At 53.5% G+C, this 24,240-nt stretch carries 21 protein-coding genes and 1 pseudogene; 3 read left to right on the forward strand and 19 right to left on the reverse strand.

Translation table 11 applies throughout. From position 1 onward, the window contains the following. Positions 1-10: 10 nt before the first annotated feature. The 12 genes from ABIC79_RS06465 to trmJ form a co-directional block, all read right to left on the reverse strand. The gene (locus ABIC79_RS06465; RefSeq protein ID WP_013574373.1) at positions 11-631 is read right to left on the reverse strand and encodes a YfgM family protein; all 621 of its coding nucleotides are present in this window, start codon (positions 629-631) and stop codon (positions 11-13) included. A 13-nt stretch (positions 632-644) separates the two neighbouring features. Continuing rightward, positions 645-1,919, reverse strand: coding sequence for a histidine--tRNA ligase (hisS, locus tag ABIC79_RS06470; protein WP_119261344.1), 1,275 nt, complete (start codon positions 1,917-1,919; stop codon positions 645-647). Between the two features lie 136 nt (positions 1,920-2,055). Next, entirely contained in the window at positions 2,056-3,177 is a 1,122-nt protein-coding gene (gene ispG, locus ABIC79_RS06475) for a flavodoxin-dependent (E)-4-hydroxy-3-methylbut-2-enyl-diphosphate synthase (RefSeq protein ID WP_013574371.1), read from the reverse strand. A 42-nt stretch (positions 3,178-3,219) separates the two neighbouring features. Next, positions 3,220-4,212: a cytoskeleton protein RodZ gene (rodZ, locus tag ABIC79_RS06480; protein WP_013574370.1), complete on the reverse strand. Its 993-nt coding sequence runs from the start codon at positions 4,210-4,212 to the stop codon at positions 3,220-3,222. Further along, the gene (gene pilW / locus ABIC79_RS06485) at positions 4,202-4,939 is read right to left on the reverse strand and encodes a type IV pilus biogenesis/stability protein PilW (protein ID WP_041673193.1); all 738 of its coding nucleotides are present in this window, start codon (positions 4,937-4,939) and stop codon (positions 4,202-4,204) included. Before pilW ends, rodZ begins: the two co-directional genes overlap by 11 nt. 100 nt (positions 4,940-5,039) lie before the next feature. Then, on the reverse strand, positions 5,040-6,239 hold the full coding sequence (gene rlmN / locus ABIC79_RS06490) for a dual-specificity RNA methyltransferase RlmN (protein ID WP_013574368.1): 1,200 nt from the start codon (positions 6,237-6,239) through the stop codon (positions 5,040-5,042). A gap of 225 nt (positions 6,240-6,464) precedes the next feature. Next, positions 6,465-6,890: a nucleoside-diphosphate kinase gene (ndk, locus tag ABIC79_RS06495; RefSeq protein WP_013574367.1), complete on the reverse strand. Its 426-nt coding sequence runs from the start codon at positions 6,888-6,890 to the stop codon at positions 6,465-6,467. A 221-nt stretch (positions 6,891-7,111) separates the two neighbouring features. After that, positions 7,112-7,975: an enhanced serine sensitivity protein SseB gene (gene sseB / locus ABIC79_RS06500; protein ID WP_013574366.1), complete on the reverse strand. Its 864-nt coding sequence runs from the start codon at positions 7,973-7,975 to the stop codon at positions 7,112-7,114. 82 nt (positions 7,976-8,057) lie between these two features. After that, entirely contained in the window at positions 8,058-9,368 is a 1,311-nt protein-coding gene (pepB, locus tag ABIC79_RS06505) for an aminopeptidase PepB (RefSeq protein ID WP_354566640.1), read from the reverse strand. A gap of 81 nt (positions 9,369-9,449) precedes the next feature. After that, the gene (locus tag ABIC79_RS06510; protein ID WP_223509716.1) at positions 9,450-10,619 is read right to left on the reverse strand and encodes an IscS subfamily cysteine desulfurase; all 1,170 of its coding nucleotides are present in this window, start codon (positions 10,617-10,619) and stop codon (positions 9,450-9,452) included. 274 nt (positions 10,620-10,893) lie between these two features. Continuing rightward, positions 10,894-11,388, reverse strand: a complete 495-nt coding sequence (gene iscR / locus ABIC79_RS06515; RefSeq protein WP_013574363.1) for a Fe-S cluster assembly transcriptional regulator IscR — start codon at positions 11,386-11,388, stop codon at positions 10,894-10,896. Between the two features lie 215 nt (positions 11,389-11,603). Continuing rightward, complete coding sequence (gene trmJ / locus ABIC79_RS06520; protein ID WP_354566641.1) at positions 11,604-12,341, reverse strand: tRNA (cytosine(32)/uridine(32)-2'-O)-methyltransferase TrmJ; 738 nt, start codon at positions 12,339-12,341, stop codon at positions 11,604-11,606. A 127-nt stretch (positions 12,342-12,468) separates the two neighbouring features. Here trmJ and suhB point away from each other — a divergent pair, with 127 nt between their 5' ends. Then, entirely contained in the window at positions 12,469-13,272 is an 804-nt protein-coding gene (gene suhB / locus ABIC79_RS06525; protein WP_013574361.1) for an inositol-1-monophosphatase, read from the forward strand. Between the two features lie 80 nt (positions 13,273-13,352). Here suhB and ABIC79_RS06530 read toward each other — a convergent pair whose 3' ends face one another. Both ABIC79_RS06530 and ABIC79_RS06535 read right to left on the reverse strand, forming a co-directional pair. Next, the gene (locus ABIC79_RS06530) at positions 13,353-14,372 is read right to left on the reverse strand and encodes a nickel/cobalt transporter (protein WP_126124668.1); all 1,020 of its coding nucleotides are present in this window, start codon (positions 14,370-14,372) and stop codon (positions 13,353-13,355) included. Further along, positions 14,363-15,028, reverse strand: a complete 666-nt coding sequence (locus ABIC79_RS06535) for a DUF1007 family protein (protein ID WP_223509731.1) — start codon at positions 15,026-15,028, stop codon at positions 14,363-14,365. Before ABIC79_RS06535 ends, ABIC79_RS06530 begins: the two co-directional genes overlap by 10 nt. Positions 15,029-15,215: 187 nt before the next feature. Between ABIC79_RS06535 and csiE the strand changes: the two genes are divergently transcribed. After that, positions 15,216-16,496: a stationary phase inducible protein CsiE gene (csiE, locus tag ABIC79_RS06540; RefSeq protein WP_013574358.1), complete on the forward strand. Its 1,281-nt coding sequence runs from the start codon at positions 15,216-15,218 to the stop codon at positions 16,494-16,496. Here the strand turns inward: csiE and ABIC79_RS06545 are convergent. Both ABIC79_RS06545 and glyA read right to left on the reverse strand, forming a co-directional pair. Continuing rightward, a complete protein-coding gene (locus ABIC79_RS06545; RefSeq protein ID WP_013574357.1) occupies positions 16,493-17,653 on the reverse strand; it encodes a 3-phenylpropionate MFS transporter in 1,161 nt (386 codons plus the stop codon). The genes csiE and ABIC79_RS06545 overlap by 4 nt on opposite strands. Positions 17,654-17,816: 163 nt before the next feature. Beyond that, on the reverse strand, positions 17,817-19,070 hold the full coding sequence (gene glyA, locus ABIC79_RS06550; RefSeq protein WP_015689472.1) for a serine hydroxymethyltransferase: 1,254 nt from the start codon (positions 19,068-19,070) through the stop codon (positions 17,817-17,819). 332 nt (positions 19,071-19,402) lie between these two features. Here glyA and hmpA point away from each other — a divergent pair, with 332 nt between their 5' ends. Next, on the forward strand, positions 19,403-20,593 hold the full coding sequence (gene hmpA / locus ABIC79_RS06555) for an NO-inducible flavohemoprotein (RefSeq protein WP_112151292.1): 1,191 nt from the start codon (positions 19,403-19,405) through the stop codon (positions 20,591-20,593). A gap of 64 nt (positions 20,594-20,657) precedes the next feature. Here hmpA and ABIC79_RS06565 read toward each other — a convergent pair. The 3 genes and pseudogenes from ABIC79_RS06565 to ABIC79_RS06575 form a co-directional block, all read right to left on the reverse strand. Then, a pseudogene (locus ABIC79_RS06565) lies at positions 20,658-22,060 on the reverse strand (cytochrome c). A gap of 10 nt (positions 22,061-22,070) precedes the next feature. After that, positions 22,071-23,672 carry a GMC family oxidoreductase gene (locus tag ABIC79_RS06570; protein WP_013574353.1) on the reverse strand — a complete coding sequence of 534 codons (1,602 nt, stop codon included), beginning with the start codon at positions 23,670-23,672 and terminating at the stop codon, positions 22,071-22,073. A gap of 26 nt (positions 23,673-23,698) precedes the next feature. Continuing rightward, positions 23,699-24,220 carry a sorbitol dehydrogenase family protein gene (locus ABIC79_RS06575; RefSeq protein ID WP_013574352.1) on the reverse strand — a complete coding sequence of 174 codons (522 nt, stop codon included), beginning with the start codon at positions 24,218-24,220 and terminating at the stop codon, positions 23,699-23,701. Between the last annotated feature and the right edge of the window lie 20 nt (positions 24,221-24,240).

Genomic DNA, 24,240 nt, shown 5'->3' on the forward strand with positions numbered 1-24,240 from the left:
GGGGTTCCCCTTAGCTGGCTAAGTTGTTCAATTTCATACGCAGCACGGTTTGCAGCGTTTGAGAGGGTTTAGAATCAAGTCCTTTGCTGTAGGCTTCACGAGCACCTTTTGCATCGCCTTTGGCAAGCAAAACATCACCACGGATGCCTTGTTGCATAGCCGTCCAGCCTTCACCCTTCACGCCGTCTAACGTTTTGAGTGCATCATCAAATTTGCCTTGCTGCATCTGGACACGCGCCAGACGTAAATTCACCAGCGAACGTAAATTATCTTCTTTGGCCTGACCTTGCGCCTGCACTAATTGCTTTTCAGCATTGGCGAAATCACTGGTTCCGACAAAATGATCAGCCAGTTGCAGGGCGGCAAATACGCCGTAATTATTGTCATTGCTCTGAGCAAATTTTTCGAGATCAGCCACGCCTTTCGCGTTATTGCTGGTCAGCGACTGATTAGCTTGCTGGAAAGACGCAGAAGCTTCCGTCAGGGCAGAGTCCTGGTGACTCTGCCAGAAACGCCAGCCGCCCAGGGCTGCAATACCCAGAACAACGCCGATGGCCAGCGCTTTACCGTTTTCGGCAAAGAAGCGACGTACAGCATCAACCTGTTCATTCTCAGTGGTATAGACTTCCACAGTGTCCTTCTCCTTAACCCAACATCGAAGCCAGACGCGCGACGATTTCGCTTTGCGCCAGCGTTTCTTGCGTTCCACTCTGCAGGTCTTTTACGACGACCTGCTGGTTAGCGACTTCAGTTTCGCCTAGTACCAGGGCAACACGCGCACCCCATTTATCAGCACGGGCGAACTGTTTCTTGAAATTGCCGCCACCGTAGTTAGTCATAACTTTCAGCTCAGGCAGCGCATCACGCAGTGTTTCAGCCAGTTGCATAGCCACGCTTTGCGTGCCAGCACCGGATGAGATCACGTAGGTGTCGACGGTTGCCGGTGCTTTGAAGTCCGGGTTTACGGCCTGAACCAGTAATACCAAACGTTCCAGCCCCATGGCGAAACCGACACCCGGTGTTGCACGACCGCCCAGTTGTTCGACCAGACCGTCGTAGCGGCCCCCCGCACACACAGTCCCTTGTGAGCCTAAGCTGCTGGTTACCCATTCGAACACGGTGCGGTTGTAATAATCCAGACCGCGCACAAGTCGCTGATTAACCGTATATGGGATACCAGACTGCTCTAAAAGTTCACACAGACCTGCAAAGTGTTCTCTTGATTCTTCATCAAGATAATCACCCAGCTCCGGTGCATCATTTAATAACGTCTGAATATCGGGATTTTTGGAGTCCAGAACACGCAGCGGATTGCTGTACATGCGACGTTTACAGTCTTCATCCAGCTTGTCTTTATGTTGCTCAAGGAAAGCCACCAGCGCATCACGATAGTCCGCGCGGGCTTCCAGTGAACCGATAGAGTTCAGTTCCAGCGCCACGTGCTCAGAAATCCCCAGCGCGCGCCACCAGCGGGCGGTCAGCAGAATTAATTCGGCATCAATGTCCGGCCCTTGCAGACCAAAGACTTCTACACCCAACTGATTGAACTGACGATAGCGACCTTTTTGCGGGCGTTCGTAACGGAACATCGGACCGATGTACCACAGACGTTGTTCCTGATTGTACAGCAGACCATGTTCAATACCGGCGCGCACGCAGCCCGCCGTACCTTCCGGACGCAGCGTCAGGCTTTCGCCGTTGCGGTCTTCAAAGGTATACATTTCTTTTTCCACGACATCAGTCACTTCACCGATAGCGCGTTTAAACAATGGGGTCTGCTCTACAATCGGCATACGGATTTCACTGTAGCCGTAACTGCCAAGCACTTGTTTCAACGATCCTTCAATACGTTGCCACAGGGCTGTGTCTTCTGGCAGGTAGTCGTTCATGCCGCGAATGGCCTGGATATTCTTTGCCACGTCAGTTCTCTATCGTTTTATAAAAAATGAACCCGATTATAGGGGCTTTGTGGCTTGTGGTTCAACGCACAGACGCCATTACCCCAGTCGGGTTCAATATAATAATGCAGATGTACGCTGACACCTGCAACCGATGTTACTTTTCAAGATGATTGATAACGATACGTTTACTCTCATCCATAATCGCCGCTTTGGCGCGAATTTTTGCTTCTAACTGGTCGATCATATCATTGTTATCAAAACGCTCTCTCTGACGGACACCGTCTTCATAGAAACCGCTTTTGTTATGACCGCCGGTGACGCCCATGGTAGAAACCAGCGCTTCGCCCGGACCGTTAACCACACAACCAATGATCGAAACGTCCATTGGCGTGATGATATCTTCCAGACGTTGTTCCAGCGCATTCACGGTACCGATGACATCAAACTCCTGACGCGAACAAGTCGGACAGGCAATAAAGTTGATACCACGGGAACGGATACGCAGTGATTTGAGGATATCGAATCCGACTTTGACTTCTTCAACCGGATCAGCCGCCAGCGAAATACGCAGCGTGTCGCCGATACCTTCTGAGAGCAGCAGGCCCAGACCAATGGCTGATTTAACGGAACCTGCACGCAGGCCACCGGCTTCGGTAATTCCCAGATGCAGAGGCTGAACAATTTGCTTAGCCAGCAGGCGGTAGGACTCAACAGCCAGGAAAACGTCAGAGGCTTTTACGCTGACTTTGAACTGGTCGAAGTTAAGACGGTCAAGAATATCAACGTGGCGCATCGCCGATTCCAGCAGCGCTTGCGGCGTAGGTTCGCCGTACTTTTCCTGAATATCTTTTTCCAGGGAGCCACCGTTCACACCGATACGGATAGGAATATTTTTGTCGCGTGCGCAATCCACCACGGAGCGGATGCGGGATTCGTTACCGATGTTACCTGGATTAATACGCAGGCAATCTACGCCGTATTCTGCAACCTGCAGGGCGATGCGGTAATCGAAATGAATATCAGCGACCAGCGGGACATTAACCTGCTGTTTGATAAGTTTGAATGCTTCTGCCGCATCCATGGTTGGCACAGAAACGCGAACAATGTCGACACCGACGCGTTCCAGTGATTTGATCTGTGCGACTGTCGCCGCGACATCTGTGGTGCGAGTGTTGGTCATCGATTGCACCGCAATCGGTGCTCCGTCACCTACAGGCACCTTGCCGACATAAATCCGGGTTGATTTGCGACGGGTAATGGGTGCTTGGTTATGCATTACTTCACTCTCCATCGTTGCAATCGTCTGACAAACTGCCGATTACTCGGCAGCTAAGGTCAGGCGCGCAACACGGCTTGATTTTACAAAACGACTTAAATCAACCGGCTTGCCCTGGAATTGGATATCCACCGCCCCCGGCGCACCGATTTTCAGTTTATACGGCGCAGTGCCCTTCACGCTGAAGGTCTCTCCGCCTTTCTTCATGCCGCTGAACAGGGTTTTCCCTGATGCGTCATCAATCTGGAACCAGCAGTCAGCTTTAAAGGTAAAGGTCACCGCTTGTGGATCCGCACCTGCTGCCGCAGTTTGTGCATCACCGGTTGGTAGACCGTTTTCAGCAGTTGCAGGCTGACTGGTTGAAACAGCGGCAGGCGCTTGCTCCGCTGGCGTACCTGATGCTGCCGGTGCGTTGCTTGCTGCTGCGCCCGGTGCGGTATTCAGCGGGATAGAATTCTGCGGCTGTGTTGTGTTTGCAGCAGGAGCCGGGTCAGAAGAAGTATCTTCTGTTGTCGGTGCAGAATTCGCATTGTCGCCCAGAGGAATAGTTTGCCCCTGGCCGTTATCCTGATTCAGTTGTGCTGATGACTGATCGGCCATTGTTGCGATTTCCTGCTGTTGCGCCTGATGATTTTGCCACCACCATGCACCGGTCAGGCCAATCACCACAAACACCACCAGCCAGGTAAAGCCCATCAGCCAGCCATCGCGTTTTTTGCGAGACTTACCGAGAGAGAATCCCTGCATTGAAGCCACTTTAGGCACTTTAATCGGCGCTTGTTTACCGATCAGACCTAATAATTCTTCTTCCGGGACATGAACCAGTTTTGCATAGGAACGGAGGTAACCACGCAGGAAAGTCGGCGCAAGATCGGCCGGCGTCGTTTCTTCTTCGATTTGGCGAATAGTTGAGACTTTCAGACACAGGCGTTCTGCAACAGCCTGATGACTAAGACCTAACTGTTCACGAGCCTGACGCAGACGTTCGCCTGTAGTCAGTTTTGCATTATTTTCTTGAGGGGCTTCAGTATTCATTGGCTAAGAACTGCTGGTACTGTTTAGATTGTGGATAACTACGCGCAAGTTGCTTACCGTAGCGTTGAACGCTATCCGGGTTGCCCGCTAACGCAGCGAATCGAATTTGTAACATGAGGCTGTCGGCAGTGGCTGGCAGAACATGTTGATATACATCCAGTAATAGTTTCGCCTGAGCGCGGTTCCCTTCCCCAAATTCTTTGGTTGCCTCAGTCAGCAAGGGTGCGCCTTTATCGGGATCCACTTTCAATGCCCGGCTTAGTAACACTCGCGCTTCCTCATTCTGATTGGCCTTCAGAAAACAGTAGCCTGCATTTTCCAGACTGTCAGCAACCTGACCGTAATCAGGCGCATTAGCTGCGGCGCTAAACTGCTGTTGTGCGGGTACATACTGCCCTAAACTACACAAAAACGCACCGTAATTATTTAAGACCGTCCCATTTTGCGGCGCCAGCTGCAACGCTTGCTGGTAGCGGCTTTCCGCTGCTTTCTGATTGCCGTTTTTTTGCTCGTAAAGCGCCATGCCAAGCTGTGTCCGATAATCCTGCGGCGCACCGTCAACGGCTTTCTGCAGATTCTGCCTGGCCGCCTCCATGTTCCCCTGATTCAGGTACGCCATGCCAAGTTCGAGACGCGTTTGTGCTGCGCCGCTGGCCTGTTGCGTTTCTTTCGGTGAACTGGAACATCCCGCCAGTAAAGCCACAGTCATGCCTGCGGCGATCAGCATTTTCACACTGCCCTTCATTGCCATGCTTAATTCCCTTTACCCTGCCAGCGACAATAAAACAGCGGGCTTCGACGGAACACCGTGGCGAAGCCCATTGGGATCAGACGGCTTTTACGGAAATCTGTTGCTCGCCTGCCATTTTTTTCTTCAACGTACGTTTGGTACGGTCGATAACATCACCGGCCAGCTGACCACACGCGGCATCAATGTCATCACCACGGGTTTTGCGCACGATAACTGTAAAGCCATAATCCATCAGCACTTTAGAGAAACGATCAATACGGCTGTTCGAGCTGCGGCCATACGGCGCGCCCGGGAACGGGTTCCATGGGATCAGGTTGATTTTGCATGGCGTATTCTTCAGACGCTCAGCCAGTTCATGCGCATGCTCGGTGCCATCATTGATGTGATCCAGCATAACGTATTCGATGGTAACGCGGCCCTGATTGGCGTTGGATTTGCTAATATAACGCTCAACCGCGGCCAGGAAGGTATCGATATTGTACTTGCGGTTGATCGGCACAATTTCGTCACGAATGGCGTCGTTAGGTGCATGCAGGGAAATCGCCAGCGCGACATCAATCATATCGCCCAGCTTGTCCAGCGCAGGGACGACACCCGATGTGGAAAGCGTCACGCGACGTTTTGACAAACCGAAACCGAAATCGTCGAGCATGATTTCCATGGCCGGAACCACGTTATTGAGGTTCAGCAAAGGTTCGCCCATGCCCATCATCACCACGTTGGTGATGGGGCGCGTACCGGCCACTTTCGCCGCACCGATAATTTTTGCCGCACGCCATACCTGACCGATAATTTCGGACACACGCAGGTTACGGTTAAAGCCCTGTTGCGCCGTGGAACAGAAAGTACATTCCAGTGCACAGCCGACCTGAGAGGAAACGCAAAGCGTCGCACGGTCGCCGTCCGGGATATACACGGTTTCAACCAGTTGTCCGCCCACCTGAATCGCCCACTTGATGGTGCCGTCAGTTGAACGTTGTTCTGACGCGACTTCCGGTGCACGAATTTCTGCAACGCGGGCCAGCTTTTCACGCAGCGCCTTATTGATATCGGTCATTTGCTCGAAATCATCGCTGCAGTAGTGATACATCCACTTCATGACCTGATCAGCACGGAACGGTTTTTCGCCCATGTTGATGAAGAACTCACGCATTTGCTTGCGGTTAAGGTCAAGAAGGTTAATTTTTGCGGCAGCAGGCACGACAGTATTCACGGCTTCTGCGGAAACAGCGTTATTTTCAGACAAAATTGGCTCGGACGTGTTGGATTCTAACATGATGAAAATGGCCTCGTTGTTACACGTTATGGCGTATTGGAAGTGCAGAGCCTGGCCCGAAAGGTAACGGCTGGCCTGCAAATAAAATTGCGCCCCGAAGAGGCTGGCTCATTCGGGGCGCAACATTGTACAAATTTTAGGGCACGGTTGCCATGTTTGGAAAGTACAGTTACAAAATTCTTGTGAATTTGCGGCTTATCTTCCAGCAACGGTGACTCAAAAATCTTAACGCGGGCAGATTTCGCTTTCGGTAAAGAAGTAAGCGATTTCGCGTTGTGCAGATTCTACAGCATCAGAACCGTGAACCGCGTTAGCAGTGAAGCTATCCGCGAAGTCTGCACGCAGTGTGCCAGCCAGTGCGTTGTCCGGGTTAGTTGCGCCCATGATGTCACGGTTACGCTGAACCGCGTTTTCACCTTCCAGAACCTGAACCATGATCGGGCCAGAGGTCATGAACTCAACCAGACCGTCGAAGAACGGACGGCCTTTGTGTTCTGCGTAAAAGCCTTCAGCTTGTTCTTTCGTCAGTTTCAGCATTTTAGACGCGATGATGGTGAAGCCAGCGCGTTCGAAACGTGCGTAGATAGCACCGATGTCGTTGTTAGCTACGGAGTTTGGCTTGATGATGGAAAAAGTGCGTTCGATAGTCATGAAAAAACCTCTGTCTGACTTTTATAGGTAGGGCCGGTTAATTTAATGTTATACCTGCCGTAAAATGGCGGTGATTATAGGGAGCGAAGTTACGATTGCCTACCCGAATCACAACATTTAATTAAAAAAATGTGTGATTAATTCACTATCGAACCTAAACCACCTATTTCCCGCAAACAAAACAGGGGCAAAACGGTGCTTTCCCCTGGTGTCCTCTCACTTTATGCCTGTCCTGACGAAGGAATAATATTGCGCAACCAGCTTCCCCACTTGCGCTGATAGAACGGCTGGGTGTGGCTGATCAGATAATGGCTGATGCCACGCTCTTTTTCAGAAACGATACAGAAATCCACCGGACGCTCGTCGGGAGAGGTTTCACTCGCCACATTCCCTGCCTCGCGGATCAGCGCGTCAATCTCCTGCTCATCACCATCCGCTTCGACGCCAATCAGCAGGTTTGGCTGTTCATCCACGGCTTTATCGTGGATCAGCGCCATAAATGCACGGCGCACCGGTTTCTTCTGGGTGAAAAGCGTGGTGAGCGCGTCGATCATAGCGGAAGGATACTCCTCCGGCTGGCCGATCAGCAGCTGACTTTCTTTATCCAGCACCAGCTCAGACGGCGCATTTAACCCGCCATTGCTCAGCAACAGCGTCACCTCGTTCGGGGTGAATTCCTTGCCGTACTCCGACTTCGGATTCAGAAACAACTCCTCCCCTTGTGTCATTTCAAACAACACGCGGGCAGGCAGCGCGACAAACGCCTGCTCATCCGGGCTTTCGCCGGCACTGGCTTTTTCCAGAACCTCCACAGAGGAAAAGAAAGGAATGATCGAGCTGCCGTCCTGTTTTTCCCAGTGCAAAACATTCAGTTCACTGCCTGCGGTAATCGCCACACTGCCCTGCTTTTCAGCGTCATCCTGCCCTGCATCACCCAGCACAAACACGGTGGACTCCAGCAAAGTTTGATAAAACGCCGGACGCCAGGCAGGCGCGGTGACAGACAGGCGGAGCAGGCGCTCCAGCTCGTTTTCACCGTCGGTCGCCGCCGCGCTGGCAGGGAGATGATCGTGTGGGACACTCATGGTTCTTAACTCCGCTAGTGGTATAAAACGGGGCGCTGTTAAGCGCCCCGTTGTGCTTCATGCATGCATTGCTTTCTAAAACTTACTTCGCCTTGGCTAACAGCAGGTTGGCGACGGTACGCACACCCAGACCCGTCGCACCGGCAGACCACTGATCCGCCGCGCTTTTGCGGTACGTTGCGGAACAGTCGATGTGCAGCCAGCCTTTCTTATAGTCAGTGACGAAATGAGACAAGAACGCAGCGGCTGTGCTTGCGCCCGCAGTGTGTGCAGGACCGGCAATGTTGTTCAACTCGGCAAAGTTAGACGGCAGATGTGAACGGTGGAATTCTTCCAGTGGCAGACGCCAGAACGGTTCGTGTTCGGCTTTCGCGCTTTCCAGCAGTTCGCCTGCCAGTGCATCGTCAAAGCTGAACAGTGCGTGATAATCGTTACCCAGCGCAGTTTTCGCCGCGCCGGTCAGCGTGGCCGCATCAATGATCAGTTCGGGTTTTTGCGCAGAAGCGTCGATCAGGCCATCAGCCAGCACCAGACGGCCTTCGGCGTCGGTGTTCATCACTTCAACGGTTTTACCGTTGCGGTAGCGGATAATGTCGCCCAGTTTCAGTGCATTGCCGCTGACCATGTTATCCGCGCAGCACAGATACAGTTTCACACGTTTATTCAGACCGTTCGCCGCTGCCAGCGCCAGTGCGCCGGTCAGCGTGGCCGCGCCGCCCATATCCGCTTTCATGGAATCCATTGACGCACTTGGCTTCAGGCTGTAGCCGCCGGTATCAAAAGTGATACCTTTGCCGACCAGACAGGCGTAAACCGGTGCATCTGCGTCGCCGCCCGGGTTGTAATCCAGCGCCAGTAATACCGGCGGACGGTCAGAACCGCGGCCCACGGTGTGGATACCCATATAACTTTGCTGACGCAGGTCGTCGCCTTTGGTGATGCGGTAGCTGACTTTTTCATTACCGAATTCACACATCAGATCAACCGCGCGGGTCGCCAGTTGTTCAGGGGACAAATCCTCTGCCGGGGTATTAATGGTATTACGTACCCAGTCGATGATTTTCAGCCGTTTTTTAAGCATGTTGGCGTCATCTTCGGACAATTCTGCCCATTCAACGTTGCGTGTGCCTTTCGGGCCACGGAAGCCTTGCCAGAATGCCCAGCTATTTTCGAGATCCCAGCCTTCACCCGCCAGTTTAACATTTTTAACACCCTGACCGTCGATACGACGCGCGGCACGGGCAATGACCGTCAGCACATCGCCGCCATTCAAATGAATGGTCATACCGGCGGAATCGGTGCTCAGTGTGGCTTTTTCGCCCCAGCGCGCATCAGCAGGCTGGGAAGAAAGGAATACGGACATTGCTTCATTGGTCGTGACTTCGGAACTCATAACAGCACTCCTGATGTTTTTTATCTTCAATGAATATTCATTTTCAATGACAGGCAAATCACCCTTTCATCGGGTGGCACTTCATTTCGTATAAACAGGTGGCAACTCGCGCAGGCGGCGGACAGATTTCACCACCAGCGCAATCGCATAATCAATTTCTTCTTCCGTTGTCCAGCGCCCCAGCGAGAAGCGAAGGGAGCTGTGCGCCAGTTCTTCACTTAATCCCAGAGCACGCAGAACATAGGAAGGCTCAAGGCTGGCAGACGTACAAGCCGAACCTGACGATACCGCCAGATCTTTCAACGCCATGATCAGAGACTCCCCTTCTACACCGGCAAAACTGACGTTGAGAATATTCGGTGCCGCATGTTTCGGCGTGCCGTTCAGAAACACCTGATCCAGCGCCTGAATGCCTTTCCACAAACGATCGCGCAGTTCAGTCAGACGCGCTACTTCGGCGGTCATTTCTTCTTTGGCGATACGATAAGCCTCGCCCATCCCGACAATCTGATGCACCGGCAATGTACCGGAACGCATGCCGCGTTCATGACCGCCGCCGTGGATTTGCGCGTCAATCCGCACTTTCGGTTTACGACTCACGTACAGCGCGCCGATGCCTTTCGGGCCGTAAATCTTATGCGCGGAAAACGACATCAGATCAACCTGCAACTCGCTGAGATCAATCGCAATCTTGCCCACACTTTGGGTCGCATCCACATGGAAAAGGATGCCCCGACTGCGGCACAGTTCGCCGATGGTCGCAATATCCTGTACCACGCCGATTTCATTATTCACCTGCATGATGGACACCAGAATGGTGTCCGGGCGCAGCGCCGCTTCAATCGCCGCTGGCGGAATAAAACCATCTGCCTGCGGCGACAGATAGGTGACGTCGAAGCCTTCAGTTTCCAGCTGTGCACAGGTGTCTAACACCGCTTTATGCTCAGTCTGGCTGGTAATAATGTGTTTGCCTTTCGTGCTGTGCGCGTGGGCGGCACCTTTAATCGCCAGATTGTCAGATTCGGTGGCGCCCGACGTGAAGACGATTTCACGCGGATCGGCATTAATCAGCTCGGCAATCTGGTTACGCGCCACATCCACCGCCTCTTCAGCCTGCCAGCCGAAACGGTGAGAACGGGAAGCCGGATTACCGAAAGTACCGTCCAGTGTTAAACACTGCATCATTTTCTGTGCAACACGCGGATCAACCGGCGTGGTGGCAGAGTAATCAAGATAAATAGGTAATTTCATGGCAGGTAAGCTCCGGACTGCGCGTTCGGCTTCGAACGAAAGAATTAAAAAACGACATCCAGTTTAAAACGGGTTCACGGCTTCTTAAAAGGGAAATGACGCTTTGCGGGCACTAATCGGTAAGAATTGACGTCAGAAAAGCAAAAGCCCGCGGAAATGTGCATTTCCGCGGGCTTTGAGTAACGTAAAAATTCACATGCTTCCCCTAAATCATTCGTGTCGCATCAAGGCGGCAACGGAGCAAACCCCGAGGCGACGCGAAGGATGACAGGGATTAGGCTCGAAGATTGACGTTGATAGTTTCCATCTGGCGGCCATTCGGCTGACGACGGGTTTCACCGTTCTGACGGTCAGCCACTTCCAGGATTTCCTGATTATTGACCAGCTCTGCCAGCGTAATATTGTTCAGGAAGCCGCTGATGCGTTCGCTCAGATCACGCCATAAGGTGTGAGTCAGGCAACGTTCGCCATTCTGGCAGCCTTCTTTACCCTGGCAACGGGTCGCATCGACAGATTCGTCAACGGCAGTAATCACGGCACCAACGGCGATATCACCAGAATCTTTACCTAACAGATAACCACCGCCCGGACCACGAACACTGGCAACCAGACCATTTTTGCGTAAGCGCGAGAAAAGCTGCTCCAGGTAAGAAAGGGAAATACCCTGACGCTCAGAAATGTCAGCCAGTGGTACTGGTCCTTCCTGGGAATGCAGTGCAACATCGAGCATAGCGGTCACGGCATAACGGCCTTTGGATGTCAGTCTCATAGCATGGTTACCTGTTTAAATGACTTAGAAATTCAATAGTGCGGAACATGCAAACGAGTCTGCCATTCCCGAGTAAAACAGTCAACTATTTAACCTAGTAATTTACTCAAGTATTACAGAGCGGGCAGAACCGCACGATTTCTGTCATTTACTGATAATCGACAACCCTTTGATAAAAAGCCACAAACCGGTGTTTTATAATCAAATTCCGATACTTATTCTTTGCTGCTATGAGTCTTTTCAATCGACGTCAGGATACCGCGCAGGATGTTTAATTCCTGAGATTCAGGTCGTGCACGGGTAAACAGACGGCGTAATTTGCTCATCACCTGCCCCGGATGTGCCTGCCGAATAAAGCCGGTTTCCAGCAAGGTTTTTTCCAGATGCTGATAAAAACGTTCGAGATCGTCGACCAGCGGATACGGCGTTTCTTCGTATTCGATTTGCGGTTTTGCCGCTTCCAGTAAAGCCAGATGTGCGACGCGTACTTCATAGGCAATAATCTGCACAGCCATCGCCAGATTCAGCGAGCTGTATTCAGGGTTTGCCGGAATACACACGTGATAGTTACATTTTTGCAGTTCTTCGTTGGTCAGCCCGACGCGTTCACGGCCAAACACCAGCGCCACCGGCGCGGTTTGTGCGGCTTTCGCACTGTGCTCACCGCACTCGCGCGGTTCAAGCATCGGCCACGGCAGTGTACGGGAACGTGCGCTGGTGCCGATCACCAGACTACAGCCAGCCAGCGCTTCATCAAGCGTATCAACAATTGTCGCGTTACCGATGACATCACTGGCTCCGGCAGACAAAGAGATAGCCTGAGAGTCAGGTTTTACCAGCGGATTCACCAGATAAAGGCTTGATAAGCCCATGGTTTTCATAGCACGGGCGGTAGAGCCCATATTGCCAGTGTGGGACGTTTCTACTAATACAATGCGGATATTGGGCAGCATAGGAACTCTTAACCAGACGGAAAATCACAACAGCCTAACACAACGGTAGTTAATTTTCAGAACCCCTGCTATACTGCGCGCCGTTTCCCGTATTCCCGTTCTTTAACATCCTAGTTGGAAGATATCCATGCATCCGATGCTCACCATCGCCGTGCGCGCTGCGCGCAAGGCCGGTAACCTGATTGCCAAACATTACGAAACGCCAGACTCTGTAGAATCTACACAAAAAGGTACCAACGATTTTGTTACCAACGTAGACCGCGATGCAGAACACATGATTATCGATGTTATTCGCAAATCCTATCCAAAACACACCATCATCAGTGAAGAGTGTGGCGAGCTGGAAGGCGAAGACAAAGACGTACAATGGATTATCGACCCGCTGGATGGCACCACCAACTTCGTTAAACGCTTCCCACATTTCGCTGTTTCTATCGCCGTGCGCATCAAAGGCCGCACTGAAGTCGCGGTAGTTTACGATCCCATGCGTAACGAGCTGTTCACCGCAAGCCGTGGTCAGGGCGCACAGTTGAACGGTTACCGTCTGCGCGGTACTAACGCGAAAGATCTCGACGGCACCATTCTGGCGACCGGCTTCCCGTTCAAAGCAAAACAACACGCAACCAGCTACATGAATGTGGTTGGCAAACTGTTCACCGAATGTGCAGACTTCCGTCGCACCGGTTCTGCTGCGCTGGATCTGGCCTACGTGGCTGCTGGCCGCGTTGACGGTTTCTTCGAAATCGCCCTCAAGCCCTGGGATTTCGCTGGCGGCGAACTGCTGGTTCGTGAATCCGGCGGCGTGGTGACTGACTTTGTTGGCGGCCACAACCACTTCTCGTCAGGCAACATCGTTGCCGGCAACCCACGCGTCGTTAAAGGTATTCTGATGACCATGCGTGATGAACTGAGCGAAGCGCTGAAGCGTTAATTCCGCTGAGTATCAGTTAAAAAAAACGGACGTCCTTTCGGGCGTCCGTTTTTTTATGTCTGTTGTTTATGTACAGGAGGTTATCCCCTGAATGGCCCGCCGGTTATCGGTGAAACATCACCGCCGCCGGTGCTGAAGAGCAAAATGCCCGCCACCAGCAGCACAATTCCGCCGGTCAGCGCCAGCAGTGACCAGGTGATCCGCTGCCACGCCGCAGGCGTGCGGGTTGCGCTTAGTTTCACTGCCAGCGCACGGCTGTAAAACACCAGCACACCAATCAGCGAGACGGTCAGCGAGGTGCCGATAGCCATCGTAATGGCTGAAATCACGCCCCAGTTGTAGACGCCAATCACCTTGGAAAACAGCAATACCATGATCGCGCCGGAACACGGGCGTAATCCCATCGCCAGCACAATCGCCACCTGCGTGCGCAAATCTCCGCCCGCCTGAAGCTGCTGATCGTTTGGCACATGCTGATGGCCGCAACCGCAATGTTCGTCGTGGACATGCGTTTCATTGCCCATCGGCGACAGGCTGTGGATTTTCATGGCGTGAACCGGACGCAAACTGTTGATGGTTTGCCACATCCGTTTAAGCGCCCGCCAGCACAACAGCAACCCCAGCAACATCACCAGAATGAAACTGCCCCGCTCCATCCAGAAACTGCTCTGATGCAGCTGACGCGAAGACAGTTGCAGCACGCCGAGCACCACACTGACCAATAATATTGCCACCAGCCCCTGCACAATCGCCGACGCGAAGGTCAGCTTCAGGCTGTTTTTCAGTCGCGAAGGATGCGTCGCCAGATAGGTGGTGATAACGATTTTGCCGTGCCCCGGCCCGATGGCGTGGATCACGCCATAAATCAGGCTAAAACCGGCCAGCGTCATACCCGCCTGCATCGGATTTTCTTTCACCTGCCGCAGCAGACCCGCCAGTTCCTGATGTAACTCCCGCTGCCAGATAATGCTGCTGAGCAAAATACGCGGCCAGTAATGGATTAAGAGGGAAGCGCCGCCCGCCAGCAGCAACAGAAATACTGCCAGCGGCCAGAGATCGCGCCAGGACAGGGTTTTCGATGGCGTGGAGATTAATGACATTCCAGCGTGACCTTCTGAGCAAATTGCTGACCAAGATCCATGTCTTCCGGCGGGGCATCAGCCTTATCGAGTGACAGGGCATAATTTTGCAGCGAGGCATCCGGCTTCGGCGTAAACAGTGCCAGCGTACAGCGTTTTTCCAGCGCCGGTGGCAGATGCAACGCGGTTTTGTCTTTATAGGTCATATCGACAAAATACGAAGGATCAAAAGTGGAGAATTCCATCGGTTTGCCTTCCAGCCCTTGCGGTTTGGCCAGCGGCAGGACGAATTCCAGCACTGCCTGATCGCCCTTACGGGAAAGCTGATATTCACTGGGCAGATCCAGATATTTCACCGGTTTTCCGTCGCGATAGAAATCCGTGAAGTAATGCTGGCTCAGCACCCGCGCCATGACTTCGGCCGCCAGTTTCTTCCAGATATCCGACCCCGGTTTGGCGTTCTGTGCGTCGTACAGCAAATCTGCCGAGGTGATTTCATCCATCGTCCAGACCATTTTCAGCCCGGTCAGCGAGGTTTCATTCGCCACGAGCGTGGTCTGCATATCAATAAAACTGTGCGGGTGCGCCAGCACCGTTGCGGGCAGACAGAACAGCGCAACGCCCAGCCATTTGGCGTAACGGGAGAAAGGCCGGTTCCGGGCCTGGTGTAACGTCATTTCCATATCAGGCGCCATTATATTGTTACTAAGTAACAGTATTTTGCTGTGCATTTAACCGGTCGTCAAAAATATCTGTGATCTGAGTTGTAAGCCGGAGTAAAAGCCAATCCCCGCGCCTTATTGCGGGCATTCGCTTTGCTATGCTTGACTAATAATTTCAGGCGATACCTTTTCGGCAGGTGATATGAATCCAGAAAAACAGCCCTCCCCTGCGCTTTCCGCTACGCAACGCCGTTGCCACGTGTTGCTGATGCTGTACGCGCCGCTGACGGCGGTTCAGCTGGAGATCATCAGCGAAATTAACGGCGTCGGGCTAGACATGACGTGGGAAGATCTGGCGGAAGTGACCTGCGAAATTCAGCGGATCCACCAGCTTGATGTGCTGCAGTACAGCGAAAAAGAATGCCGCATTCAGGGCGATACGCTCGCTCAAAGGCTGTGTTTATTTCAGGGCTTGCGCCGTACATTGCGCATTTCACCGGACTTCGTTTCCCGCCATTTTATTCCCTGGCTGCATATTGCCTTCGAAGGCCAGGCCTGCCCGAAGGCTGCTCTGCGCACCGACATTCTTGGCATGATGCTGGAAGACTGCGGCGCGTTATTACCCAAACCCCTGAGCGGACACGACCGCCAGCTGATGCTCATCTGCCTGCAATACTGTCTGTGGCAAAACAATGGCCCGACCGGCTTACGCTTCACCGAACAACAGCGTCGCTGGCTGCGCGAAAAGCCCGAATATCCTGCCGCCCGCGAACTGTTTATTCAGTTACAGGAACTCAGCAACGGCCGGCTGGATGAGTGCGAATGTGAGTTTTTCACCCTGATGTTACGCATGCTGAAAATCCACAGTTATCAGAGTTCCGGTTCGACGGAAGATCAGCGGCTGTTATTAGAAATTGAAAATATGGTGGCGCGTTTTCAGGATATCGCCGGGATGAAATTCAGCAGTTACGAAGGGCTGGTCGGCCAGCTTTTCGCCCATCTGGGCCCGGCGATCGAACGCTGTCATTTTGGCATCGGCATCGACAATCTGATGCAGGAAGAAGTGAACCGCATGTATCCGCGTCTGGTGCGAACCACCCGCGAGGCGTTGCAGGGTTTCGAACACGAATATCTGATTACGCTTTCTGAGGATGAAATCGGGCTGGTGGCGATCACTTTCGGCGCGTGGCTGATGCAGGGTAATGCCTTGCAGGAAAAACAAATTTTGCTGCTGACGCACGACAATCCGCAGCTGGAAGAAGCGGTCGAGCAGCAAATTCGCGAAGCGACGCTGCTGCCGCTGAACATTAAATATCAGACGCTGGCGGATTTCTATAAATTTGGTGCGCCGAGTGGCGTAGCGCTGATTGTCACCCCTTACGCCACCCGCAGCACCGACGCCGACCCGCTGGTGATCCACACGCAACTACCGCTGGCCAAAGAGCAGCGTAAACGTATCCGCTCGCTGCTCGAAGCCCCCTAACGGGCTGACGTCACCGGCGCTGACGGCGTAACCACCGGACGCAGGAAAATCGCCGGCACCGCCAGCAGCGCCATCACCCAGAACAATCCGGCATGCAGATGTTCGAACAGGAAACCGGATACCATGGTCATCACGGCCACGCCGCCCCCCATCGCCAGTGCGGAATACACCGATTGCAGGCGGATCACCTGATCACGTGGTCGTGCAGCGATAAATCGCATGCCCGCCAGATGACAAACCGTAAACGTGCCACAGTGCAGAATCTGCATCACAATCAGCCACGGCAACGCGGTAAACGCACCCATCATTCCCCAGCGCACCACGCCACACACGGCCGAAAGCAGCAGCAGATCCCGCGCTGACCAGCGGCTGAACAGCTGTTTGCTAAAGGTAAAGACCAGCACTTCCGCCACGACGCCCAGCGACCACAAATAGCCGATGGTCGTGGAAGAATAGCCCACATCCTGCCAGTAAATTGCACTGAAACCGTAATACGCCGCATGGGCGCCCTGCAACAGCGTCACACATAACAGGAAACGCCAGACTGGTTTTTCGCCAAGCAACGCTTTCCACGAAATACCCGGCGCACCGCTGGTACGCGGCTCTCCCACCGGCTTCACGCTCGGGCGCAGCAACATACCGAGCAACATCGCGGCCACGCCTGCGGTCAGTGTGTACAAAATCGCCTTATGACCGTAGACCTCAACCAGCTTGCCGGTCACCGCCGATCCAATCACGAAGGCAATGGAGCCCCAGACACGCACCTTGCCGTAATCCATATTGATCTGGCGTTGCAACGTGCCTGCCAGCGCATCGGTCAGCGGCACCAGCGGACCGAAAAACAGACTGAAACCGGCAATGTTGATCATCAGCCAAGCCCAGCCGTTGCCAAACCAGAACCCGACGGCAAACGCCAGCGTAAGCAGCGCCAGAATACGCAAACCGGTGATGAGGTAAGACGGGTCTTTGATGGACGGAGAAATGATTAACGTGCCGAGAAAACGGGCGACCAGACCCGCACCCAGCAACAAGCCGATGCTTTCGGAGGAGATCCCCTCACCTTTAAGCCACAGGCCCCAGAAAGGAAGAAAAATACCGTAACTGAAAAAATAGGTGAAATAACTGAGTGCAAGCCAGCGCGTGGAACGCAATTCCATAAATCCTCCGGTGTGAGGCCAATACTTTGACAAAGCTCACAATCGCTAGCAATCCGCAGACGCTTTCATACTCCCGTAATGTCTGCCAGCTCACAAATTCTGATACATGCCCATAAAAAAACCCGCCGTAGCGGGTTTTAGCAGCTTAACGGCTTCGCAAATATTACGCGTAAACCGGGAAACGTGCACAGATGTCGAGAACTTTCTGTTTAACGCGTTCGATCGTTGCTTCGTCGTTCACGTTGTCCAGCACGTCACAGATCCAGCCAGCCAGTTCGCGCACTTCAGCTTCTTTGAAACCACGACGGGTCACAGCCGGGGTACCGATACGCACACCAGAGGTCACAAACGGGCTCTTCGGATCGTTAGGTACGCTGTTTTTGTTCACAGTGATGTTAGCGCGACCCAGAGCGGCATCGGCTTCTTTACCGGTCAGATTCTTATCGACCAGATCCATCAGGAACAGGTGGTTGTGCGTACCGCCGGAAACCACTTTGTAGCCGCGTTCCAGAACTACAGCCACCATTGCCTGTGCATTTTTAGCCACCTGCTGTTGGTAAGCTTTGAACTCAGGTTCCATCGCTTCTTTCAGTGCTACCGCTTTACCGGCAATCACGTGCATCAGCGGGCCGCCCTGACCACCCGGGAAGACAGCAGAGTTCAGTTTTTTGTAGAACTCTTCGTCGCCGCCTTTCGCCAGAATCAGACCGCCGCGTGGGCCAGCCAGCGTTTTGTGCGTGGTGGTGGTCACGATGTGTGCGTGTGGAACCGGGTTCGGGTAAACGCCCGCAGCAATCAGACCGGCAACGTGTGCCATGTCAACGAAGAAGTAAGCGCCAACGCTGTCGGCGATTTCACGCATTTTTGCCCAGTCAACGATACCGGAGAATGCAGAGAAGCCGCCGATGATCATTTTTGGTTTGTGCAGTTCGGCCTGACGTTTCACGTCTTCGTAATCGATGTCGCCGCTTTCGTCGATACCATAAGGCACCACGTTATACAGTTTACCGGAAAGGTTAACCGGTGAACCGTGCGTCAGGTGACCGCCATGGCCAAGGTTCATCCCCAGAATGGTGTCGCCCGGTTGCAGCAGTGCGGTATACACCGCGAAGTTTGCCTGTGAGCCGGAGTGCGGCTGAACGTTGGCGAAATCTGCACCGAACAATTCTTTTGCACGGTCGATAGCCAGTTGTTCAACGATGTCGACGTACTCACAGCCACCGTAATAACGTTTGCCCGGGTAGCCTTCTGCATATTTGTTGGTCAGTTGCGAACCCTGAGCCTGCATGACACGCGGGCTGGTATAGTTTTCTGACGCAATCAGCTCGATATGTTCTTCCTGACGAACAACTTCTTTTTCCATTGCTGCCCACAGCTCAGCATCATAATCGGCAATGTTCATTTCACGCTTTAACATCCGCATCTCCTGACTCAACAAACTAAAAATAAACGCCCCTTCCGGGTTCTGCGCCACAGTGTAAATGTTTAAGCGGCCTTCGGATAGGGTCAGTTTGAGGTTTTTAGGCAAACGATTGGCTCCAGATACAGCAAGGCTTTGATCTGCGAACATCTGTCCATAATCAAGGGATAAATATTCACCTGAACATGTACAAATTTCAGCTTTGTGACTCAGCCCCTGTCGGGAAAAGCCCTTACCCCTTTAGGGGGTGTTTACAGAAATAGTGGGTTTATATAAGATGCATTTAAAATACATGTTTAAATAAAATCATCACAGACAAGGTGTTCACCATGCTTGATTCAGCCACTATCGCCACCATTAAATCCACTATTCCTTTGCTCGCTGCGACCGGTCCGAAACTGACCGCACACTTTTATGACCGTATGTTCGCGCATAATCCCGAACTGAAAGACATCTTCAATATGAGCAACCAGCGCAACGGCGATCAGCGTCAGGCGCTGTTTGATGCCATCTGCGCTTATGCCGCTAATATTGAAAATCTGGCGGCGCTGCTGCCTGCAGTGGAACGCATCGCGCAAAAACACACCAGCTTCACCATCCAGCCTGAACAATACAATATTGTCGGCGCTCACCTGCTGGCAACGCTGGATGAAATGTTCAGTCCGGGTCAGGAAGTGCTGGATGCATGGGGCAAAGCCTATGGCGTGCTGGCGAATGTGTTTATTAACCGTGAAACCGAGATTTATCAGGACAGCGCAGAAAAAACGGGTGGCTGGCGCGGCACGCGTGAATTCCGCATCGCCGAAAAACAACCGCAGAGTGAGCTGATTACCTCTTTCCTGCTGGAACCTGTCGACGGTAAACCGGTGGCCGACTTCCAGCCGGGGCAATATCTGGCGGTATATATCCGCGATGCCTCACTGGAAAATCAGGAAATCCGCCAGTATTCCCTGACCCAGGCACCGAACGGCAAAACCTACCGCATCGCGGTAAAACGCGAAGGGCAAGGTGCCGTATCCAACTTCCTGCATAATTTTGCGCAGCCGGGCGACATCATTCATCTTGCTGCCCCTCACGGTGATTTCTTTATGGATATCAGCGATACCACGCCGGTGGCGCTGATTTCTGCAGGTGTTGGTCAGACGCCGATGTTGGGTATGCTCAATACGCTGGCAGAACGCGGACATCATGCGCCGGTACAATGGCTGCACGCGGCTGAAAACGGTGCCGTGCACGCATTTGCCGGTGAAGTGACAAGCGCGCAGAAAAACCTGCCGCAACTGGAAAGCCATGTCTGGTATAACCGGCCACAGGCGAATGATTTACCCGGTGAAGATTTTCAGTATGAAGGGCTGATGGATCTGAGCAAAGTCAGCGCACAGCTGAGCGATCCGGCGATGCATTTCTACCTGTGCGGTCCGGTCGGCTTTATGCAGTTTGCAGCGAAACAACTGCTGGCGATGAACATCAGCGAAGCCAACATTCATTACGAATGTTTCGGTCCGCACAAAGTCCTTTAATCCCTGCACGAAAAGAAAAGGCTGACACAGAATGTCAGCCTTTTTTATTGCTGTTCAGTACAGATTAATGACGACGTCGGCGACGTACAAAGAACAGCGCAATCAGCAGGATAACCACCAGTCCCGCAATGCCCATGCCCCAGTGCGCCAGTTCAAGCAACGGCGAAGGTTTGCCACCTGCACGCAATTCTTTCACGCGGTCAGATGTCACTTTCGCCTGATCGTTACCAAACTGCCGCAACACTGATTGCTCAGCGTAGCGACCTGCGTATCCGACAGTAAATGCTCAAACGCTGGCATCGCGACATCTTTGCTTTCCGGCCCGCGCTGCACGCCATGCAGAATCGCCATCACCAGGTTGTCGCTGTTCAGGTGCCCGAGCGCTGTATTATTGATCAGCGACGGCAGGCCACCGTCCTTGCTGCCACGGCCGTCGGGCTGATGGCAACTGGCACAATAGCCGTCATAAACCTGCCAGCCAGTCATTTTATCGGCATCAGCCGGACGCGGAACACCACGCAAAGTATCGGCATAATTTGCCGGTGATCCGAACTGGTCTGCGGCTCTCGCCTGCCCTTGCTGACTGACCGGCGTGGTCTGTTTCAGCCAGACGGCAATTGCCTGCAAATCGCTGTCACTCAGATGGCTGAGGCTATGGTCGATCGCTTCCGCCATCGGCCCTGCCGCCTGTGCTTTACCCGGCGCGTGACCGGTTTTCAGGTAACCGGCGATCTCACCGGTGCTCCAGTTGCCAATCCCGCTGACCGCATCCGACGTAATGTTCGGCGCGAACCAGGTGCCCAGACTGCTGCCGCCCAGCGCTTTATCGCCCTGCTCGGCCATCAGCGCATTACGCGGCGTATGGCAGGTGCTGCAGTGCGCCAGTGCCTCGCCGAGATACGCGCCACGGTTGACCTGATCGCTTTTCGACGGATCGGCTTTAAACGCGCCTTTTTCGAGGAACAGTAAATTCCAGCCTGCCATCGACAAACGCACGTTGAACGGGAACGGCAGCGCCGTCGGCGTTGACGGCACATCCACCGGCTCCACGCCCTGCATAAAGTAGGCGTACAGCGCTTTCATGTCGTCATCGCTGATTTTGGCATACGAGGTGTACGGCATCGCCGGATACAGATTCGCACCATCACCGCGCACGCCATCACGCACCGCGTGTTCAAATTGCTCCAGCGTGTAATTGCCGATACCGTCTTTTTTAGACGGTGTAATGTTGCTCGAGTAAATAGTGCCCAGTGGCGTTGCCAGTCCGAGGCCACCGGCGAACGGTTTGCCGCCTTCGGTGGAGTGACAGGCCACGCAGTCCCCGGCGACCGCGACATATTCGCCTTTCCTGATCAGCGCATCCTGTTCCGGCGATAACGCGGCATAAGCTGTGCCCGCCGTCAGGCTCAGGCCAAAGGCCAGCAACGCGCCCGTCAGACGTTTTTGAGTTAAACGATTCAGAGTCATGTCAGTCAGCCTATAGCGCAGTTTTGGCAAGATGATCAGCAGTGCGTAACGCCAGTGCGACAGCGGTCAGCGTCGAATTGACCGTGGCCGAGGTCGGCATGACACCGGTACTGGTGATGAACAGATTTTCATGGTCATGAGTACGTCCGAACGCATCCACCACGGAATCTTTCGGGTCATGCCCCATGCTCATCGTGCCGGTAATATGCTGGTTGTTGCCATAAACGCCCGGCTTGCTGAAGCGCAAATTGGTGCCGCCCATCAGTCTGGCGATCTCGGTATATTCCTTCACTGCGCGCGCCATACCGCGATGCACATAATCGTCCATGTGGTAAATCGCTGCCGGTTTCGGGATACCCAGTTTGTCTTTTTTGTCGCTGAGAATGATGCGGTTATCGTAATTCGGCAACTGCTCCATCACGTTTTTCAGGCTGGTCTGGTGCGAGGCACGGCGACGAATTTCGTTATCCAGGCTGATGCCGTAAACGCCTTCCGCCAGCAGATCTTGCGTTACCGACTGCACCTGAGATGAGTTGGCGATATCGATACGGAACGAGGCGTAATCTTTACGGAAATCGCCGTCGCGCAGGCTGTTGATAGACGCCGGACTCATTGGCCCGCGCCCCGCCCACAACGGTTCTTCGGTTTCGAAGGTCAGTGAGTTACTCGGGTGATCCATCAGATGACGCCCGACGGTGCCGGAACTGTTTGCCAGCCCGTCAGGATATTTATCGCTGGCGGAGATCAGCAGCAGTTTCGGACTTTCGATGCCGTTCGCCGCCAGCACAAAGTTTTTCGCCGTAACTTTATGTTCGCCTTTATCCGGGTCGTAATAATGCGCGGCAACAATACGGCCTTTCTCATCATGCTCCAGACGGTAAACCACCGCGCTGGTGATCAGTTTTGCACCCGCCGCTTCAGCCGCCTGCGCGGCGATGCCGCCGTGATATTGCGCGTCAATCGGGCAAATCGGCATGCAGTTGTTGTTACCACAGCAGGCAGGACGGCCGTCATAGTTACGGCTGTTACGGGCGGTGGTGTTAACGATCACCTCATAACCGCCCGGTGCCAGACGCTCGCGGAAACGCTGTTGCAGCCAGGATTCAGCGACCGGTTCCATCGGGAAGGGCTGGCTGCGCGGTGAACCGTTATTCGGCGCACCGGACACGCCCATTTTCACTTCGGCTTCGTAATAAAACGGTTCCAGCTCTTCGTACGACAACGGCCAGTCACGCCCGACGCCGTACAGTGTTTTAATCTTCATATCATTAGGCAGAACACGCCATGCCTGCGCCGCCCAGTGCCAGGTCGTGCCGCCCATAATGCGGATGTATTCCGCCGGGAAAGGATACGGCCCCTGCTGTTGCAGATAATCATTATCTTCCGGTTTATATACCGGATGCGGTGACCAGTCCGAGTACGGATATGGCGACATAAAGTCTTTTTTGCGCGGCGAATTACGGAAGTTTTCAGTCAGCGTACCGCGATCAATACGCGGGCCGGATTCGAGAATAATGACGGAGATGCCCTGTTTTGCCAGACGCTGTGCGACCAGCGAGCCGCAGATCCCCGAGCCGATGACGACGACGTCAGCGGAAAGTTGTTCACTCATTGTTTAACCCTTTTTGAACGTTATTTTCAGACAGGCTGTTTTGCCCAGGTGCCGTAAGCGCCGTAGGCATAACTCGGCGGATTGAGGTGATCGCGAACCGCAACATTCATCAGCGCATTTTCATACGCCAGACAAACCGCCTGTTTGCCATCGCCGACCACACCGAGATACCACGCCTGAAGAATGCTGCGCGGCAATTTCGCCAGCGCGGGCTGCTGTGCATCGAGCGCTTTTTGCAGTTCAGCGGCATCAATGTGATTCGCCGTAATAAACGCCTGCAACGCCTGAACCTGCGCGGTGAAGTCCGGATACAGCGCTAACATCGTCTGGTAATAACGTTCAGAAAGGGCCAGGTCCAGCCGGTCGTGACCGGTCAGATACAGCGAGAGTTGGGTGAAATCCTGTTTTGCCTGTGACAAACCGGCAACCGGCGCGGCATAGACCGGGCTGAGCAGCAGCTTATTCATCAACGGAACGGAAAGCGCCGCCAGTGCGCCCCCTAAAAATACGCGCCGGGAAATGCGTATGGGTTTTTCTGGTTGTGACATTGCAAAGCCTTCTGAATGGG

The organism is Rahnella sp. 2050 (genome assembly GCF_040544515.1).
In the GTDB taxonomy this organism is placed as follows: domain Bacteria; phylum Pseudomonadota; class Gammaproteobacteria; order Enterobacterales; family Enterobacteriaceae; genus Rahnella; species Rahnella aceris.

Excerpts from the sequence above, each read along its gene's own strand:
- hmpA (WP_112151292.1), top strand. The coding sequence starts at position 19,403 with ATGCTTGATTCAGCCACTATCGCCACCATTAAATCCACTATTCCTTTG.
- ABIC79_RS06575 (WP_013574352.1), bottom strand. The coding sequence starts at position 24,220 with ATGTCACAACCAGAAAAACCCATACGCATTTCCCGGCGCGTATTTTTA.
- pepB (WP_354566640.1), bottom strand. The coding sequence starts at position 9,368 with ATGAGTTCCGAAGTCACGACCAATGAAGCAATGTCCGTATTCCTTTCT.
- pilW (WP_041673193.1), bottom strand. The coding sequence starts at position 4,939 with ATGCTGATCGCCGCAGGCATGACTGTGGCTTTACTGGCGGGATGTTCC.
- glyA (WP_015689472.1), bottom strand. The coding sequence starts at position 19,070 with ATGTTAAAGCGTGAAATGAACATTGCCGATTATGATGCTGAGCTGTGG.
- rodZ (WP_013574370.1), bottom strand. The coding sequence starts at position 4,212 with ATGAATACTGAAGCCCCTCAAGAAAATAATGCAAAACTGACTACAGGC.
- trmJ (WP_354566641.1), bottom strand. The coding sequence starts at position 12,341 with ATGCTGCCCAATATCCGCATTGTATTAGTAGAAACGTCCCACACTGGC.
- ABIC79_RS06530 (WP_126124668.1), bottom strand. The coding sequence starts at position 14,372 with ATGTCATTAATCTCCACGCCATCGAAAACCCTGTCCTGGCGCGATCTC.
- ABIC79_RS06570 (WP_013574353.1), bottom strand. The coding sequence starts at position 23,672 with ATGAGTGAACAACTTTCCGCTGACGTCGTCGTCATCGGCTCGGGGATC.
- csiE (WP_013574358.1), top strand. The coding sequence starts at position 15,216 with ATGAATCCAGAAAAACAGCCCTCCCCTGCGCTTTCCGCTACGCAACGC.
- ABIC79_RS06545 (WP_013574357.1), bottom strand. The coding sequence starts at position 17,653 with ATGGAATTGCGTTCCACGCGCTGGCTTGCACTCAGTTATTTCACCTAT.
- iscR (WP_013574363.1), bottom strand. The coding sequence starts at position 11,388 with ATGAGACTGACATCCAAAGGCCGTTATGCCGTGACCGCTATGCTCGAT.
- sseB (WP_013574366.1), bottom strand. The coding sequence starts at position 7,975 with ATGAGTGTCCCACACGATCATCTCCCTGCCAGCGCGGCGGCGACCGAC.
- ABIC79_RS06510 (WP_223509716.1), bottom strand. The coding sequence starts at position 10,619 with ATGAAATTACCTATTTATCTTGATTACTCTGCCACCACGCCGGTTGAT.
- suhB (WP_013574361.1), top strand. The coding sequence starts at position 12,469 with ATGCATCCGATGCTCACCATCGCCGTGCGCGCTGCGCGCAAGGCCGGT.
- ispG (WP_013574371.1), bottom strand. The coding sequence starts at position 3,177 with ATGCATAACCAAGCACCCATTACCCGTCGCAAATCAACCCGGATTTAT.
- ABIC79_RS06535 (WP_223509731.1), bottom strand. The coding sequence starts at position 15,028 with ATGACGTTACACCAGGCCCGGAACCGGCCTTTCTCCCGTTACGCCAAA.
- rlmN (WP_013574368.1), bottom strand. The coding sequence starts at position 6,239 with ATGTTAGAATCCAACACGTCCGAGCCAATTTTGTCTGAAAATAACGCT.
- ndk (WP_013574367.1), bottom strand. The coding sequence starts at position 6,890 with ATGACTATCGAACGCACTTTTTCCATCATCAAGCCAAACTCCGTAGCT.